Annotated in this window: 10 protein-coding genes; 5 read left to right on the top strand and 5 right to left on the bottom strand. The window is 49.1% G+C overall.

Going from position 1 to position 16,823, the window contains the following annotated elements; all coding sequences use genetic code 11:
- Positions 1-26: 26 nt before the first annotated feature.
- The 3 genes from FHS60_RS04225 to FHS60_RS04235 form a co-directional block, all read right to left on the bottom strand.
- Positions 27-2,174: a S8 family peptidase gene (locus FHS60_RS04225; protein ID WP_183695464.1), complete on the bottom strand. Its 2,148-nt coding sequence runs from the start codon at positions 2,172-2,174 to the stop codon at positions 27-29.
- Positions 2,175-2,281: 107 nt separating this feature from the next.
- A complete protein-coding gene (locus FHS60_RS04230) occupies positions 2,282-3,574 on the bottom strand; it encodes an L-cysteine desulfidase family protein (RefSeq protein WP_009347017.1) in 1,293 nt (430 codons plus the stop codon).
- 146 nt (positions 3,575-3,720) lie between these two features.
- Positions 3,721-4,143, bottom strand: coding sequence for a helix-turn-helix domain-containing protein (locus tag FHS60_RS04235; RefSeq protein WP_009347016.1), 423 nt, complete (start codon positions 4,141-4,143; stop codon positions 3,721-3,723).
- An 844-nt stretch (positions 4,144-4,987) separates the two neighbouring features.
- On the opposite strand from FHS60_RS04235, the gene FHS60_RS04240 reads away from it, so the two are divergent.
- Positions 4,988-7,069, top strand: a complete 2,082-nt coding sequence (locus tag FHS60_RS04240; RefSeq protein WP_183695467.1) for a TonB-dependent receptor domain-containing protein — start codon at positions 4,988-4,990, stop codon at positions 7,067-7,069.
- A 94-nt stretch (positions 7,070-7,163) separates the two neighbouring features.
- Here FHS60_RS04240 and FHS60_RS04245 read toward each other — a convergent pair whose 3' ends face one another.
- Positions 7,164-8,540, bottom strand: coding sequence for a hypothetical protein (locus FHS60_RS04245; protein WP_183695470.1), 1,377 nt, complete (start codon positions 8,538-8,540; stop codon positions 7,164-7,166).
- A 302-nt stretch (positions 8,541-8,842) separates the two neighbouring features.
- Here FHS60_RS04245 and FHS60_RS04250 point away from each other — a divergent pair, with 302 nt between their 5' ends.
- The gene (locus FHS60_RS04250; protein WP_183695473.1) at positions 8,843-11,191 is read left to right on the top strand and encodes a GH92 family glycosyl hydrolase; all 2,349 of its coding nucleotides are present in this window, start codon (positions 8,843-8,845) and stop codon (positions 11,189-11,191) included.
- A gap of 175 nt (positions 11,192-11,366) precedes the next feature.
- On the opposite strand, the gene FHS60_RS04255 is transcribed toward FHS60_RS04250, so the two are convergent.
- Positions 11,367-11,972: a DNA alkylation repair protein gene (locus FHS60_RS04255; RefSeq protein WP_183695476.1), complete on the bottom strand. Its 606-nt coding sequence runs from the start codon at positions 11,970-11,972 to the stop codon at positions 11,367-11,369.
- Positions 11,973-12,366: 394 nt separating this feature from the next.
- On the opposite strand from FHS60_RS04255, the gene FHS60_RS04260 reads away from it, so the two are divergent.
- The 3 genes from FHS60_RS04260 to FHS60_RS04270 all read left to right on the top strand — a co-directional run bounded on the left by FHS60_RS04260 (position 12,367) and on the right by FHS60_RS04270 (position 16,805).
- Positions 12,367-13,659, top strand: coding sequence for a TonB-dependent receptor (locus FHS60_RS04260; RefSeq protein ID WP_183695746.1), 1,293 nt, complete (start codon positions 12,367-12,369; stop codon positions 13,657-13,659).
- A gap of 50 nt (positions 13,660-13,709) precedes the next feature.
- A complete protein-coding gene (locus FHS60_RS04265; protein ID WP_183695480.1) occupies positions 13,710-14,990 on the top strand; it encodes an imelysin family protein in 1,281 nt (426 codons plus the stop codon).
- Between the two features lie 87 nt (positions 14,991-15,077).
- A complete protein-coding gene (locus tag FHS60_RS04270; RefSeq protein ID WP_183695483.1) occupies positions 15,078-16,805 on the top strand; it encodes a di-heme oxidoredictase family protein in 1,728 nt (575 codons plus the stop codon).
- The last annotated feature ends 18 nt before the right edge of the window (positions 16,806-16,823 follow it).

Consider the following 16,823-nt stretch of genomic DNA (forward strand, 5'->3'; position numbering starts at 1 on the left):
GACGAGGCCTATGAGAGTTTTTATACTTATTTGACAACGACCTTCTTGCTCACCGTGGCATTTGCCGTGGTAACGTTGAGGAGGTAGACGCCAGCGGGGAAGCCGTTCAAGCTGATGGTTTCCTCCTGGCCTCGGCTGATGCCTTGCAAGTTGCGCTGGTTCAGCAGTTGTCCACTCACGTTGTAAATAGCTATGCGGGTAAAGTTCTCATCGCTGTTGAAGAGAATGTTCCAAGCCTCGGGCTTCATGTTGATAGTGACGGGCTGGTTGGTATATTCCACACGGTTAATACCCGTACTATTACTCATAGTGAGAGCCATTTTGAGTCCTTCGTAGACATCTAGTTTTCCGTAGCCAAATGTAGGAGTCCAAGTGTCATTTCCCGTGTATCTGTCGCGGCGAGCCGTTTTCTTGAGAATCTCAACGACTTGTTCAGAAGTCAGCTTAGGATTGGCTTGCATCCAAAGGGCTATCGTGCCCGTAACAACCGGTGTTGCCATGGAAGTTCCGTTCATTGCACCATAGTAATAAGTCTTTCCGTTGATGACCAGTTTGTGTGTCACTTCTTCCTGCAGATCGTCAAGGCTATGGTCGTATTGGTTGAAAGCTGAAAGTATGAAAGTTCCTGGCGCAGCAATGGTGGGCTTCATGATGGTAGAGTCGCCCAACCATGGACCAGGGCTAGAGAATTTCGCAATCTTACCTGCGGTGTAACCCGGTAGCGTGTAAGTACCTCCATCTACGTTTTTGAAACGCGTAGAGAGGGTGTAGGCTGCAACGGAAATAGCACTCGGTACGTTAGCACCACCTTCGCTACTCAGATATTTACTGTCGCCTCTGAGGAAAATACCCTGGGAATTGTCAAACTCACCATATTCAACTTCCATCCAGCAGTGGACTTCAGCATCCTTTTGACCCGTGATTTCAACACCAAACTGTGCATCACCACCTCCGATAGACTCGATAGTAGAACTATTCAAGACGAAAGAGAAGAAGTGCTTGTTATTGTTTTGGTCGATGTCGTCATCAATGCCCATACCGCCTCCGCTGAGCGTAGCAATCTGGCTGTCTGTCAGATATGTTTTTGCACCATTATTATAGTAGAACGGACGGAATTTTACGTGTTTTTGGCCGTCTGCAATAGTCTCCCAGCATTGTCCAATCAGGAGCGTTTTACTTCCGTTGTTGGGATATTCTGGCGTTTTTACGAGGAATGATTTTGATTGATTATTGGCCGTGAATTTATGATAAGTGTGGATGGGATCTTCGCCTTCGTTACCCGCAGCAGCTACGAGAACGCCATTGTATCGCTTGAAGAGGCGGTCCATTGTGCGGTCGTAAGTGGTGCTACCATCGTGCGGGCCGCTCTGTGCACCTAAGCTCATGTTCACCACGAAGGGTTGTTTTTTTTGCTGTGCATATTGTGCAATAGCGCGGACATCCTCCAGCATTTCTTTTTCATCGAACGAAGAAGAAATGAAGTAGAGATCGGCAGCTGGCGCAATACCCTGCAAATCGTTGCCGAGGTTGCGTCCGCCAGCGATATTAGCAACGTGAGTGGCGTGTCCTTGTGCTTGCAGACCATCGCCCTGGTTGGGAAGAACCGTTGTGGGAGTGGATGTTGTGGGCTTTGCTCCGCGTCTCCACCACATCTTCACGCGGGTTTCGTTGTTTGGGTTGGTGAACGCCAAGTGCTTGGGATAGAAACCTTGGTCTATCACACCGATGAGCACACCTGTACCATCAAATGGCGTGTCGAGGTTTGTTCCTGCGTGCACTTTGTCGGCTCCAATGTCGTGGCGGGCCTGTTTGAGCAGCGGGCGGAACTTTCTAGAAACTTGCATGATGTTGACATCGTTGCGTGTAGAGAGTTGTTGGATTTGTGCCGCAGTGAGTGTGGCCGAAAGGATGTTTTCATCGATGGCTGTTACATCGAAACCCTCAGCTTGAAGTTCTTTCTCCAAAGCTTCAGCGTTCTTCGCATCAATAAGGATGGAGAACTGTTCGGGTTGGGAGGCACTGATTCCGCGAGCTTTTGCCGCAGTAGCTTGCTTTACGAGGCGCTCCAATTGGGTAGACATTTTGCTACCATTGCCGCAGAGGGCAGTCTGCGCCATTACAGAAGAACTGAAAGTTAGCCCAAAGGCCAACGTGTAAAGTATTTGTTTCTTCATTGATAAATATGAGTATTTTGTTTATATGTACGCAAAATTAAAAAAATATCCAGACACATTCCAAAAAAGAAGTGTCTGGATAGCTATTTTTTTATTTGTGGTGCTAATTATTTTTTGTGCGTCATAATATTGAGCACGCAGCGGTCGGTTTCATCCATGGCATTGGCACCAATAGAAACGAGGTTTCGGATACTTTGTTCCACATCGTCGTCGATAATTCCTTCCACACTCGTGACATATTCGTTCTGCATGGCCAGCATTGCACACATCACGGCGGTGCTAACGCCTGTGGTGAGCTTCATCGCACAGCTGGGCTTTGCTCCGTCGCAGATCATACCCGTTAGGTTGGCAATCATATTTTGAACCGCGTATGTAATCTGTTGGTAGTTGCCGCCCATCAAGTAAGTGATGCCGCAGCTCGAACCCGTAGCAGCCACCACGCAACCACAGAGAGCCGAAAGCGTGCCGAGATGTTCCTTTATATATATGACAGTAAGGTGCGAGAGCATGAGTGCACGAATCATTTCTTCCTCCGTATTGTTGTTTTCGCGAGCAAAGACCACAATGGGATTGGTAGCACATATGCCTTGATTGCCACTGCCGCTGTTGCTCATCACGGGAATCATTGCTCCCGCCATTCGAGCATCGCAAGCGCAGGATGTGCTAGAGATGATGTGTGAAAAGATGCTGTCGCCCATAATGCCACGCCCAATGGGGCGAGAAAGAATCTTACCCAATCGATGACCATAGTTACCTTTCAGCGAGAGTTGTGCAGCTTTCTCATTGAGTAGGCGTGCTTCGTCTATAAATCGGATTTCCTCAAGGGGAGTTGTTGTTGCAAATTCATAAACCTTTTTGAGAGAGAGCCCTGATTTTTCTTTCTTTACCTCTTTATTTCCTTGTTGCAGTGTTTGTTCATCTAATAATGTTTCTCTGTCTTTTTTGAGGAGCGTAAAGCGAGTGTGTTCATAGGCTATGACAGCCGTAGCCGAGTGGTCAGCAGCCGTCACACAGATTTCGACATAGAGCTTGTCGCAAGCATTTTGAGCGAGATGAATTTGGATGCGTTCTTCAGCGATGAATTTCTTTCCTTCTTCTACAGCCGTAGTGTCGACATCGCGAAGAACTTCTAAGCCGTAGTCAGACTTTCCAACCAAGGCTCCGAGAGCAATGGCAATGGGAAGGCCTACCATGCCGGTGTTGGGGATGCCTACTCCCATGGCGTTTTTTAGGATGTTTGCACTTAAGTGTGCTTCAATGCGTTCTGGACGTTGTCCAAGCAGTTCCGTAGCTTTTGCTGTTGCCAGAGCCACGCAGACAGGTTCGGTGCATCCGATAGCGGGTACAACCCAATGACGTACCAAGCGGATGATTTTTTCACGTTCTTGCGTATCTAACATAGTCTTTTCTTAGTATAAAGAGACTTATTTAGGGGAGGGGAAAGCCTTCCCCTATACCTGATTTATATTTAAAGATTTCTGTTATTGCCCAAGGCGTGTTTTCCTGTCCTCTGCCATAAAGCGGAAGGATTGCCTCTTTGTTGGGCTTAATCCTTTTTTAATTTCGTGCCGAGGGCTTTTACTCGGAATTGTCGTGGGGTCATTTTCTCTTCTCGGTGGAAAGCCAAGTAGAAAGCCTGACGAGAGGCAAAACCGCAGTGCAGGCCTATTTCCTCCACGGATTGGTCGCGGTAGCGAGGGCTAGAAAGCATCTTGCGGGCATCGCGCAATCGGTAGTTGTTAACTAGAGCGTTGTAATTGTCACCCGTGTGTAGGGCCACCACCACTGAGATATATCTCGGGTTGGTTTTCAGATCAATTGCCAATTGGCGAGCTGAATAATCTGGATCTCGGTAAAGTTTCTCCACTCCAATTTTTTGGATGATTCGAACGAAAAGCTGGTCGGCTATGTCATCTTTTATTCGAGCATAAGATAACTTCTCCGTGTCAATAGTTTTGGAGTTTGCCATAGTTCTCTGTGTTATTATAATTTATGCAACAGGTATTTATTTATGCAAAGGTATTGATTATATTTAAGAATTCCACAAAAATAGAGTATTTTTTGTTTTTTATTTTTTCTAATACTATAACCTATCTGTTTTTCTTTTTAATATAAAGATTTACAGCGTTTTATGACTAATCTGCGGGGCATTTTAAGTATAATATTTATAACTCAAAATATGTTGCGAAACATATATATGAGGTCTTAACATCTGGTTTTTTATGTTAAGTGGCATTCAAATTGTATTGATACGGCCCTCAAAGATTTGATTTTTTTGCTTTAGAGTATGATTAAATACTTGCTGTTCAGAGAAAAACCGATGAATGTCAGACATTTATTTCTCTATTCGACGAAGCGATAATCTATGCTGACTTTATACCGTTAATGGCAAGAGGAAGAGAGCGGTATAAATACTCCTAAAAGCTCCCTTACAGCGAGTGAAAAATATCCTTATTGCATTTTCAAATACAATAAGGGCGTCAGCTGACAGCCTTATTGTGTCAGCTGACACAATAAGGATATTTTTGCCTTGATGGGAGATGGTTGTGGGTGTTATGCGTGGGTGCGTGTAAAAGCTTTGTTTATAGGTTTTTATGTGTGTTTTTCTGATTGGTCGCGTGTGTTCTGTTTCTTTGCAACATGGCGATTGCTTCTTGCGCGAATGTACCTTTCTTTGCTCTCGCTTATTCTCTGGGAAAGTGAGTCCTTCCTGTTTTTTTCTCCATTCGGTAAGCCCTTCTTTTGCTGGCTCGGGGCAAAGCGTTAATTTTGCAGGCGCGAGAGGAAAGTCCTCTATATTTTTTCTAAAACAAATGAACAATTCAACTAAACTGAAGCTCAAGCCGGTGGTGTTCCACCACTTCAGCCGCAAGCCTTATGCGCTCTTCTCCGTCCTGAAGCGAGAAGTGACGGTGGGCGTGCTGAGTGTGGCCACAATCACGACGGCTTCCGCTGCCATTACGTTGTCCGATGTACGCCCCATTCCAGCTGGGCGCATCGATACCGTAGTGCTGAACAGCGCCGAGGTAACGGCCTCGCGAGCTCCTCTGGCTGCTCAGGTAGCAGCCCGTCAGGTGACCACGTTGAGCCGCGCGGACATTGCGGCTGCGGGGGTCACGAGTGTGAACGACGTATTGAAACTGGCCGCGGGTGTAGATGTCCGTCAGCGCGGCGGTTTTGGTATTCAGACGGACATCAGCATTGATGGAGGCACTTTCGACCAAATCACGCTGCTTGTGAACGGCGTTCCCATCAATAATCCTCAAACTGGCCATAATGCGGCCGATTTTCCCGTTAATGTTTCCGACATTGATCACATTGAAATCCTGCAAGGGGCTGCTTCGCGCATCTTCGGTTCGCAGGCTTTTAGTGGTGCCATCAATATTGTGACGAAACCGCTGGGCGATGCTCTTTATTTGAAGACAGAAGGCGGTTCGTATGGCACGTTCCGCAATGAGTCGCGTTCCTCTCATCATTGGGGAAGTTTCGATATGACGCTGTCGCGCTCCACGCAGCGTTCGGACGGAGCTGTTGAAAATGGCGACTACATGACCAACAAAGTGTTTTGGACAGGCCGCCTGCGTCTGCCGCGCTTTGTGCTGAAATCTCAGACCAGTGCGTTGTGGAACGACTTTGGCGCTAATACGTTCTACTCCGCTGCCTATCCCAATCAGTGGGAGGCTACGCGCCGCTTCATGGTGGCGCTGCAAGGCGAGTGGAGCGGGCGTATCCATCTCTCCCCGCAACTTAGCTGGGCACGCAATGTGGACCATTTTCAGCTGATTCGCGGCACGAAGAAAGCCGAGAATTTCCATCGCGGTAATGTTTTGAATAGCGGACTCAATGCTTGGACAGATTGGGCCGCTGGTCGTACGCTTCTCGGCGTGGAGTTGCGCTATGAAGACATACAAAGTTCCAATCTCGGACTTCCCGTCGATTCATCGAAATTTGTCCGTGTCCACGGGCAGCGCAATAGCTTCTACACGCATCGCGACCATCGCACCAACACGTCGCTCTTCTTGGAACATACGCTGGTGCTGAATCGCTGGACTTTCTCGGCGGGCATCATGGGACAAACCAATACGAGCGTGCGGGGCGGCCTGCGTTTCTATCCGGGCGTGGATGTGGCTTACCGACCGATGCAGAGCCTCAAACTTTTTGCCAGCTTCAACCGCTCAATGCGATTGCCTACGTTCACCGATCTCTACTATAAGAGTCCGACGCAGGAGGGCAACAAGGATTTGAAAGCCGAAGAGAATAGCTCGTTCCGTGTGGGAGCGGACTACGCTCTGAAAGGCTTTAAGGCGCAGGCCTCGGCTTTCTACAACCGTGGTAGCCACATGATCGACTGGGTGATGCGTTCGCCTACGGATAAGTTCCACGCCACTTCGTTCGACCTTGACAACGTGGGCGTTAGCCTACAGATGGATGCCGACTTCCGCGTGTTGCTCGGACGGCATCAGCCGTTGGAGCGTTTCGCTGTGAGCTATGCCTATATCCATCAGCATCGCCGCGACGGAGCAGCTTATTTCAAATCCAATTATGCACTGGAGTATCTGCGCCACAAATTGGTGCTTCGCCTCTCACACAATATATATAAGCAGCTGGGTGCAGACTGGAGTTTGCGCTTGCAGCGCAGAGAGGGAAACTACCTTGTCTACGAGAACCACAAGAGTACGGGACAGCTTCATCCCTACGGCACGCACGCCCTTCTCGACCTGAAACTGAAATGGGCAGCTAAGAACTGGACGGCTTACGTGGATATGTCGAACCTCACCGCAACGCGCTACTTCGATTTGGGCAATGTGCGCCAACCGGGCTTTGTGGTGATGGCCGGCGCCGATATTCGGTTGAACGATTTCAACTTTGTGAGAAAAGTTTTCGGCCGTCCCTAAAAGTTTTACTCCCGACTTTCTTCTCGCAACACAAAAGCCGCTGCAACTCCCTGAAGAGTGCAGCGGCTTCTTTTTGTATAGTCCGACGCGGGGTTTACTTCACGTAAACTTTCTTGCCGTTCTGAATGTAAAGGCCCTTAGCGGGGTTCTCAACGCGACGGCCTTGGAGGTCGTAAGTAGCATTGGATACGCGAACCGCAGTATTGGGCGTTGTGATACCCGTATAGGCATTAGCTTCTTTTTGGTCGTAAGTCAAATCAAGACCAACAGCCCAGTTGAAAGCATGGAATTTACCATCGTTATCAAACTGGAAGATGTTGATGGAGATAGGCAGATCTTTGTAGTCCTTACCATTGTAGGAGAAAGAAATAGCTCCATAGCCAGTTTGTCCATCAGACATTCCTTTGGAGATTATAGGTACTAAGCTGAATGCTTGAGTGCTCGTTGCGGAAGGACGCAAACGAAGCAATACGTTCTGATTGATTGCGATGGCTTCCTTAGCCGAGAAGTGAACCACATAAACAGCAGCTTGTTGGCCTTGTGCGGGGATAAGAGTTACCTTATCGGCTGTCAGTTGAGCCTGCATGGGCTCGTTAGCCGGACGGCCGTTTTCAAGTGGAATAAGTTCCACCACAACATCAGAAGCCTTCACTTCTTGCGTGCCATCAGAATAGAACATAGCTTCACCGCCTAAGATGTAACCCGTTGCGTTGCTGTTGAACCTGAAGAGCTCATAGGCCGCAGTCAGCTTTAGGTCTTGGTTGCCGTATTTCTTACTGAAAGCTTTGGTGATATTGGTGTTAGCTTTTTCGTTGTTAAAGCCGAAGTAGTCGCTGATATTGACAGTACCTGCCATATGGCGTACGTCGTAGTTTACAGAGGGGAAAAGCGTTTCTCTGCGCAGTGCGCGACCACCGTAAGCAATCACATTGCCCACTGAGAATGTATCTGCTTTTGTCTTAGCTGTGAGTGGAGAAGTACCCACCTTGCTCGTGCTGATGAGTTGTGGTGCGGGTAGCGCAGCAGCTGGATATGTAACGGTCAGCACGGAGTCTGTGCCGCCATGGATATCCTTTGTGAGGTAAGTGTAATCTTGTTGATCTTCAGTGAGGTTTTGTGCAGGGTCAGGGTACATCCATTTGCATTTCTCTCCCACCATGACGCCTTGAAATTCGAGGGCTGTATTGGCCGGTGCAATGAGGTAGCCTTGGTAGGCATTAAACTGGTTGTTTGCTCCAGCCCAGAAGCAGCCCGCTGGACGTGCGTAGAAAGCGGAAGGAGTAACGGTAGTGATGCGAACGCCCACTTTGTTGGCTTGGAGAGCCTTTCTTGCTTTTTTCACAGCTTTCTGGTTGAGCGACAGAGTTGTCACTGCGTTGCGGCCACTAAGGCTCACCTCGTGGAGCTGAGTCTGAGCCGAAGATGTAAGGGCGAAGGCTGCGAGAGCCGAAAGGAGTAAAGTTCTTTTCATAAGCGTATGTTTAGATGATAAAAATTTAATGAGCTGTTTCTTAGCTTTAGGCAGACAGAAGTCTGTCGGATTGATGGAGCGAAACTAAATCTTTTTTTTGAAGGCTGCAAACTTCAGTAATCTTTTTTAATAAAAGAGTGGGAAAAATACTTTGTTTTAGTTACCATAATTTGCAAAACTTGATTTTCTTCTTTTCTCTTCTTGTAGGTGAGCTTTGTTTTGCGAGATATATTAAAAACGGAGAAGGGCGGATAGAAAGTGAAAAATATCCTTATCTTTGGGGCGAAGAAAATCCCAAGATTATGAAAAAAATAGCTTTAGCCTTTTTTGCTGCCGCTTTGAGTGGTGCAGCGATGAGTCAGACAGTCGATTTGGCTTCCTATGTCAATCCGTTTATCGGTACGGGCGGACACGGCCATACTCACCCCGCAGCCGTCGTTCCGCATGGTATGATTCAGCCGGGGCCTGACACGCGGCATCATGGCTGGGATGCTTGTTCGGGCTACTACTATGAAGACAAAACCATCAATGGCTTTTCCCAAACGCGCTTGAGTGGTACGGGTTGCGCCGACCTTGCTGATTTTCTGCTGATGCCTTTCACCGGCAAGGCCGACTTGGCTCATGTGGGCGAGAAAGGCGGAAAATATCGCTGTCCTTTTGCTTCTGAATTTAGCCATCAGGAGGAAATAGCAACGCCTGGCTACTATTCCGTGTTTCTCCAACGTTACGGAATCAAAACTGAGATAACATCCACGGAGCGCACGGCTCTGTACCGCTTTACCTACCCCGAAGGGAAGAACGCAGGTATGATCCTCGACCTCGACTATAACAACCAGAATCAATATATGCTGGAGTTTGACTACGAGCAATTGGACGACCGCACGATGCGCGTATTCCACCGCTCGTTGGGTTGGGCCTATAATCAGCCTATCTTTGGCGTGTTTGAATTTTCGCAGCCTTTCACCTACGAAGTAGTACGCGACACGGTGCACGATGCTAACCGCGACTATCCTTGCTGCAAGTTGGTGCTCCATTTCAAGGAAGTACCGACCAATACGCAGCAGTTGTTCTGCCGCGTGGCTCTCTCTTATGTCGACAGTAACGGCGCGCTCAACAATCTGCGCTCTGAGCAGCCCGGTTGGGACTTCGAGGGAACGTGCGCTGCTGCACGTGCGCTCTGGAACGACGAATTGAGCAAAATACAGATCAATGATATGGCAGGCAATGCCGATTCTGTTCGCCAAATTTTCTATACGGCTCTTTATCACGCCCAATTAGAACCGATGCTCTTCAGTGATGTCGACGGTCGCTATTTGGGTATGGATTTGAAAGTGCGTCAAGGATTGCAGGACGATCCGATGTACACGGTATTCTCCTTATGGGACACTCACCGCGCCTTGCATCCGCTCATCAGCATCATCGACCCCGCGCGCAATGAAGCCTACATCCGCAGCCTTATCCGCAAGGGCGACGAGCTGGGAATAGTGCCAAAGTGGGAGCTGGCAGGCAACGAGACGGCTTGCATGATTGGCTACCACTACGTGTCCCTCGTGGCCGATATGTACACAAAGGGCTACCACAATTTCAACCTTCAGCGCGCCTACCGCCATGCGTTGCGCTGCGCCGAGTACGACACCACGGGCATCGCTTCCGTATTCCCGCGTTGGAAGATGGAGGAAATCGAACCTTCGGCCAAATACTATAAGAATACGCAAGCCTACATACCGTTCGACAAAGCCAGTGAGAGCGTGGCACGCGCCTTGGAATTTGCTTACAACGATTGGTGTATCAGTCAGCTCGCTGAGGCTGTGGGCGACACGGCCAATGCGCGCCGCTATCAGCAGTTCGGACAGGCTTATCGTCAATACTTCGATGCTAAAACAGGCTTCATGCGCGGTAAGGACTCACAGGGAAATTGGCGCACACCATTCAATCCCGTGAGCAGTACGCACCGCATGGACGATTATACGGAGGGCACAGCGTGGCAGTGGACTTGGTTCGTGCCGCAGGACCCTGAAGGACTCGCCTCCCTCTTTGGCGGGCGCAAGAAGATGCTCCATAAGCTCGATTCGCTCTTTACGATGTCCAGCCAGATGATAGGCGACAATGTCAGCCCAGATATTAGCGGCATGATTGGCCAGTATGCCCACGGCAACGAACCCGGACATGGCACTATATTCCTATATAATTATATGCGTGCACCTTGGCGCACCCAAGAACTCTGTGATAGTATCCTCTACGGCCTGTATTATGCCGGCCCGAACGGCCTAAGTGGCAACGAGGATTGCGGCCAGATGTCGGCCTGGTACCTACTCAACGCGATGGGCTTCTACCAGTTCTGCCCCGGCCGCCCAGTCTACACCATCAGTCGCCCCATCTTCGGCGAAGTTTCCATCTCTCTGCCCAATAATCGCAAGTTCACAGTGCGCACCATCGGCAACAGCCGTCAGAACAAATACATTCGCCGCGCGCGCCTCAATGGAGTTGTTCTCACGACGCCTTTCTTCACCCACCAGCAACTCATGGAGGGCGGCGTATTGGAAATAGAGATGAGCGCCACTCCCACTAAGTGGGGCACAGATGCCAAGCCCGTGAAACTCTATATGCCAAAGCGGCCGATAAAGCCCATAAAGCCCGCTCGCATTCGTTGAGTTCTCGGAAGTGACGGATTTGTTTGGCTGGTTTGTTCAGTCCTGCAAATCACCGCTTCCACCTTCTAAAAAATCCCTGCTCCAAATTGGAGTAGGGATTTTGTTGTTGTTTGGAAAATCTGAGTTCTTCTCCTCGTGAGAGAAGAGAAGGGGGACTTTCGATAGGATAGTGTTCTTACATTCCCACACTCTCCAACACCTGGTTTCCCAAGCGTTCTTGACCGATGCCTAAGTCCATAAATTTCATCAGGCTGCGCCAGGCAGCTTGCTTCACCATTGTGTTGTCCGCGCGGAGGTCGGTGGTGGTGTGGTCGAGGTATTCCAGCATATCTCGGCGATTGGGCACTTTCTTTTCGGTAAAGAGGCGGCCCAGCAGCTGGTAGCCCACATAGCGGAACATAGGGCGTTCGTCGGCCAGCCATACGAAGGCGCGTTCCGAAGCATAGGAAGTGCGTGAGAGTAGATAGAACACCAAATTGTCAGCCTCCTCGGGGAAGAGGATTTGTTCCACCCAAACATCCGCAAGGTCGGCAGGGAAATCCGCTACCGGCATCAGCATGCCAGCCAGCAATCGACATTCGCGAATGTTCTCTTTCCACAGAGCCGCCGCCAGCTCGTAAGTCTTAGGCAGTTCATGGGAAAATTCTTCCAAACGCGGTTTTTCTACGCCGAAGTTTACTTTATAGGTCAAGCCCTTGTTGCGCATGGCTTGCGAAACAGGGCCGTTCATCATCGAATGGAGTGCGCGCTTGATTTGGCGCAATTGTTCTTGTAGTTCCATACTGCAAAGATACGATGAAAAGCCGAAAGTGAGGAATTTTCTGTTTCTGCCCTTTTCTGTGCGATGAAGAAAGGCCGTAAATACAATAAGGGCGTCAGCTGGTAGCCTTATTGTGTCAGCTGACATCCTTATTGTATTTTCAAACGCAATAAGGATATTTTTGGAGGTGATTATAAAGAGGTGTTTCCTTATGCTGTGGCTTTGTGTAGACTCCGTTTTTGTGGAAGAATATCTGTATTTTCCAGCTTCTTAGTCTTTATTTACCTTTTTTAGGGCATTGGGTATGGTAAGGCGTTTTTGTTCTTTTGTACTGAAAATATAATGGTATTCGATACTCGCTCAAGTCTGGACGAGATTTCAATATACGATAATAGTAATCAGACAATTATTTATGATGAAGAACGAAAAGTTAAAACTCGTTTTAGGCGTCTTGGGTTTGAGTATGAGTATGACTATCTCGGCTCAAGTCAATGCTGCCGATTCAGTGATGAATCATGTGAAGGGGAATCGCTTGAGTGTTGGCGGATACGGTGAAGTGGCTTATTCCCGCAACTTTTATAGTGACAATGTTTATCGTTATGCCAATCCTGCGAAATACAAGAATGGCAAGAGTCACGGACGTTTCGATTTGCCTCACGTTGTAGTTTATTTGGGCTACGACTTCGGTAAAGGCTGGAGCATGGGTACAGAAATCGAGTTTGAACATGGCGGTACGGGTTCGGCTTACGAGCGCGAATACGAAGAAGGTGGCGAATGGGAAGTAGAGACCGAGAAAGGCGGCGAAGTGGAGCTGGAGCAGTTCTGGTTGCAGAAATCCTTCTCTCGTGCTTTCAACCTCCGCGCCGGACATATCGTAGTGCCCGTTGGCCTTAACAACAGCCACCACGAACCGCTCAATTTCTTTACCGTCTATCGTCCAGAAGGCGAAAACACTATCCTGCCCTCCACATGGCACCAGACGGGAGTGAGCCTCTGGGGACACTTTCGCAACTTCAAATATGAAGTGCAGTTCCTCGAGGGACTTGACGCGATGCAGTTCGACCGTGATGGCTGGATTAAGAAAGGTCCTCACAGCGCGTTCGAATTCTCTCCTGCCAGCAAATATGCTGTGGCAGCACGCCTCGACTGGTATGCGATGCCAGGTATGCGCTTAGGTGTGAGCGGCTACTATGGCCACTCCATCAATAATACGCTGATGAACGATGCCAATGAGAAACTCAAAGGCGCTGTTACGATAGGTAGCGTTGACTTTACGCTGAATAAATACAACTGGATTGTGCGCGCTCAGGCCACTTATGGACATCTCGCCGATGCCTATTTCGTGAAAACCCTCTCAGGACGTAGCACAAAGACTAGCCCTTACAGTTCTTCGGAAGTAGGTAAGAACGCTGTGGCCCTCGGTGTTGAAGCTGGCTACGACCTCTTCTCGCGCTTCGACAAACTGCGTGCTAACGAGAAAAAACTATATGTATTCGGTCGTTACGACTACTATAACCCCTACATCCGCGACCATCGTCAAGCACCTTATCCCTATGAGGAAAGAAACAAGCTGACCTTTGGTTTCAACTACTATCCGTTGCCGCAAATCGTTATCAAGGCCGACTACGGCGTGCGTATGTTCAAGTCGCCCTATAACAATGAGCCAAGCCTCAATTTCGGCGTTGCTTACGAGGGCTTCTTCCTCTAATGAACGCGTGATATTCCAACAGACAAACAATTCTTTTATATAACACAACAATGAAAAAGATTTTCATGTATGCTTTGCTGTTCGCAGCAGCTAGCGCAACCGTTCTCGGTTTCAATTCTTGCAGTAGCGATGATCCCGATCACACTCAGACGCTTACTGAGGAAGAAATGTATCTGCAAAAGGTGCTCGGTTCTTACGTGGACAACACGATCAATCCCACCTATGCCAGCATGGCTCGCAATGCAGAGACTTTCTATGAGCATATGAAAGCTCTCCGCGATGCAGTGGAGAAGGGTACGGCCACCCAAGCTATGGTGGACAAGGCTTGTGAGAGCTGGAAAGCTACGCGTGCCGACTATGAGAAGAGCGAAGCCTTCTTGCTCGGTGCTGCCAGCGACTACAACATCGACCCGCACATCGACACTTGGCCCCTTGACCTGACGGCTCTCCACAACCTCCTGTCAAGCCCCAACCTGCTGAAGAACATCACTACCTCTGATGACGAAGCCAACATCGAGTATGCCCACAACAACCTCAACCAGAACCTCCTCGGTTTCCACGCTGTAGAGTTCGTTATCTTCCGCGACGGTGCGCCCCGTAAGGTGGCATCTTTCACCAGCGGTAATGACAACTTCAACGATGGCGTTGACTTCACGGACATCAGCGCACTCGATGAGCTGAAGTATTCAGTGGCTGTTTCTGGCGACCTGAAGTATTCAATCTTCGAACTGGAAGTGTGCTGGGCTGGCGGTACGGAAGCTCACAAGAAAGCCCTCGAAGCACAGGAGAGAAAGACTACGATGCCTAGCTCTACTATCACTTATGGCGAAAACATGAAGAAAGCAGGCCAGCCAGGTAGTCTCTACACCTCTATCAAAGGTGCAGTGTCCGCCATCCTCAGTGGTGACCACGGCTGTGTAGGTATCATTGACGAGGTAGGTCAGACTAAGATGGGTAAACCCTATGGTCTCGGCACGAACGATGAGAACAAGGAATCCGACCCTAACTATATAGAGTCTCCTTTCTCCCACAACTCGCTGACCGACTTCTGGGACAACATCGAGAGTCTGAATAATGTATGGAACGGCGGTTATGATGCCAGCAAGCGCAGCACTATGTCCTTCGCAAGCTACTTTAAGAAGTACAACCCCAAACTGGGCGCAAAGGTGCAGAAAGCTATCAACGATGCACAGGCAAAGATCAAAGCTTGTCCCGCTCCGTTCGTGACCAACTACAAGAATGCTCAAGTGCTGGCAGCTATCAATGCTTGCGATGAGCTGACAAAGGCTATCCAAGAAGCTGACGAATTTATCCAGCAGAAGAAAAAGTAAACGACAACGAATCATTTAACAACTGAAAGCAAACACCCATCTACCCTAAACGGGGTAGGTGGGAGTTCGCGGCTAAAACAACATACAATGAGAAATTTATCATCTTACTTGTTGATGGGTATCGCTGCATTGTCCGCTGCATCCTGTACGGACAATACCGACACGCCTGTAGGACCTTCTTATCACAAGGATTCCCTCGCCGTGTTCTCACAAGCCGAATGGCTACCGGGAGGTGAGAAAGGAACCACCAGTAATGAGCAAGGTTGCTATTCAAATCCCGCTCCCGCTGTTGAACTGGCAGGTTTGGATCTCACGTTTAAGAATGGCGAGAACTTCTTTGAGCACAACGCCAACCTCTTTACGCGTCCGTTCTGGGGACTTGGTCCTGCTTGGGTTCGTACCGGTTGCGAATTTTGTCACCCTTCTTACGGTCACGGTAAGCGTCAAACAGAGTACCGCGCTAACAAGATGGGCAACGGCTACTTGCTCGTGATTTATCACCCAACGGCAGGCGTCGACGGAAACGGCAAACCCTATGCTGCAAACTCTTACATCACCGAAGTAACGGGTATGCCGCAAACTCAGGCTATGCACCCCTTCAAAGCACCTGTTGACGAGAAGGGTATCACTATTACGTGGAAGAATGCAACGGATGAACACGGCAATAAGTTTCCCGATGGCGAAACTTACGAACTCTCTTATCCTGATGTGCAAATAGCCCAATCGGCCTTCAATACAAAACCGCTGCCTACTAACTATGAGGTGCGCCTCGAGTCCACTATCGGTATGTACGGTACAGGCCTTATCGACGCCATCAGTCAGGACTCTATGCGCGTTCAGTACCAGCGCGAGGCTCGCTTCGCAAAGCTGAACCCCGGCATGTGGGATCACGCTACTAACGACTGGGCTACTACCGCTTGGTACAAACTGGCAGATGGTCAGAAGCGTATTAAGAAGTTTACCTACGGTATGACACGCGCCACATTGCTCGATGGCCCTGGTGGTAATGCAATATGGAACATCACCAATGTGACCCGTTCCGATCGTCACTACCTCTACACTACCGCTGCTTGGGCTAAGGCCATGAGCGAGGATGCCGATGTAATTGAAAGCATCAAGAAGGAAGGCGGTAGCTTCTCCTCTCTGCTTCATCCCTACTATGGCGACGGTTCAACAGACAGTATCAAGACGCTTGTCAACAAGCTCCTCGGACTGAACAGAAATACGCCTGAAATGCGCGCCGACTATGAGAAGTATATCGTTAATGCAGCACCTTGGAACGGTCGCGAAGAGATGACCGATGAGGACTTCTATGCTTTCGGTGTTTGGCACCGTGGTCTCGGTGTGCCCAAGGCACGTAATTTGGACAATCCCGAAGTGCAGCGTGGTAAGAAGCTCTTCTATCAGATGGGCTGTACGAACTGCCACCGCCCTTCTTGGACTATCAAGAAGGACAACATCTGGATTGACAACGCCAGCAAGGCTTATATGGCTACACATCCTAACGCTAAGTTCCCCACTTACGATGATACGGTGATCTGGCCTTATACCGACTTGGTTCAGCACAAGCTCCACATGGTCAACGATATTCGCGCTGGTTGGTGCCGTACTACTCCGCTCTGGGGGCGTGGTCTTTCCACGCAAGAAACGGGTGAAGGTTCACGCCTCCACGACTGTCGTGCTAAGAATGTTATAGAAGCCATCATGTGGCACGGATATAGCAAAGAAAGCGATGCTTACGCTGCTTCGCAGAAGTTCTATCGTTTGTCGAAGAGTGACCGCGAAGCCGTTGTAGCATTTATCAATGCTATCTAATTTAGCTAACTCTTAAAA

The organism is Alloprevotella rava (assembly GCF_014195585.1).
Lineage (GTDB): Bacteria > Bacteroidota > Bacteroidia > Bacteroidales > Bacteroidaceae > Alloprevotella > Alloprevotella rava.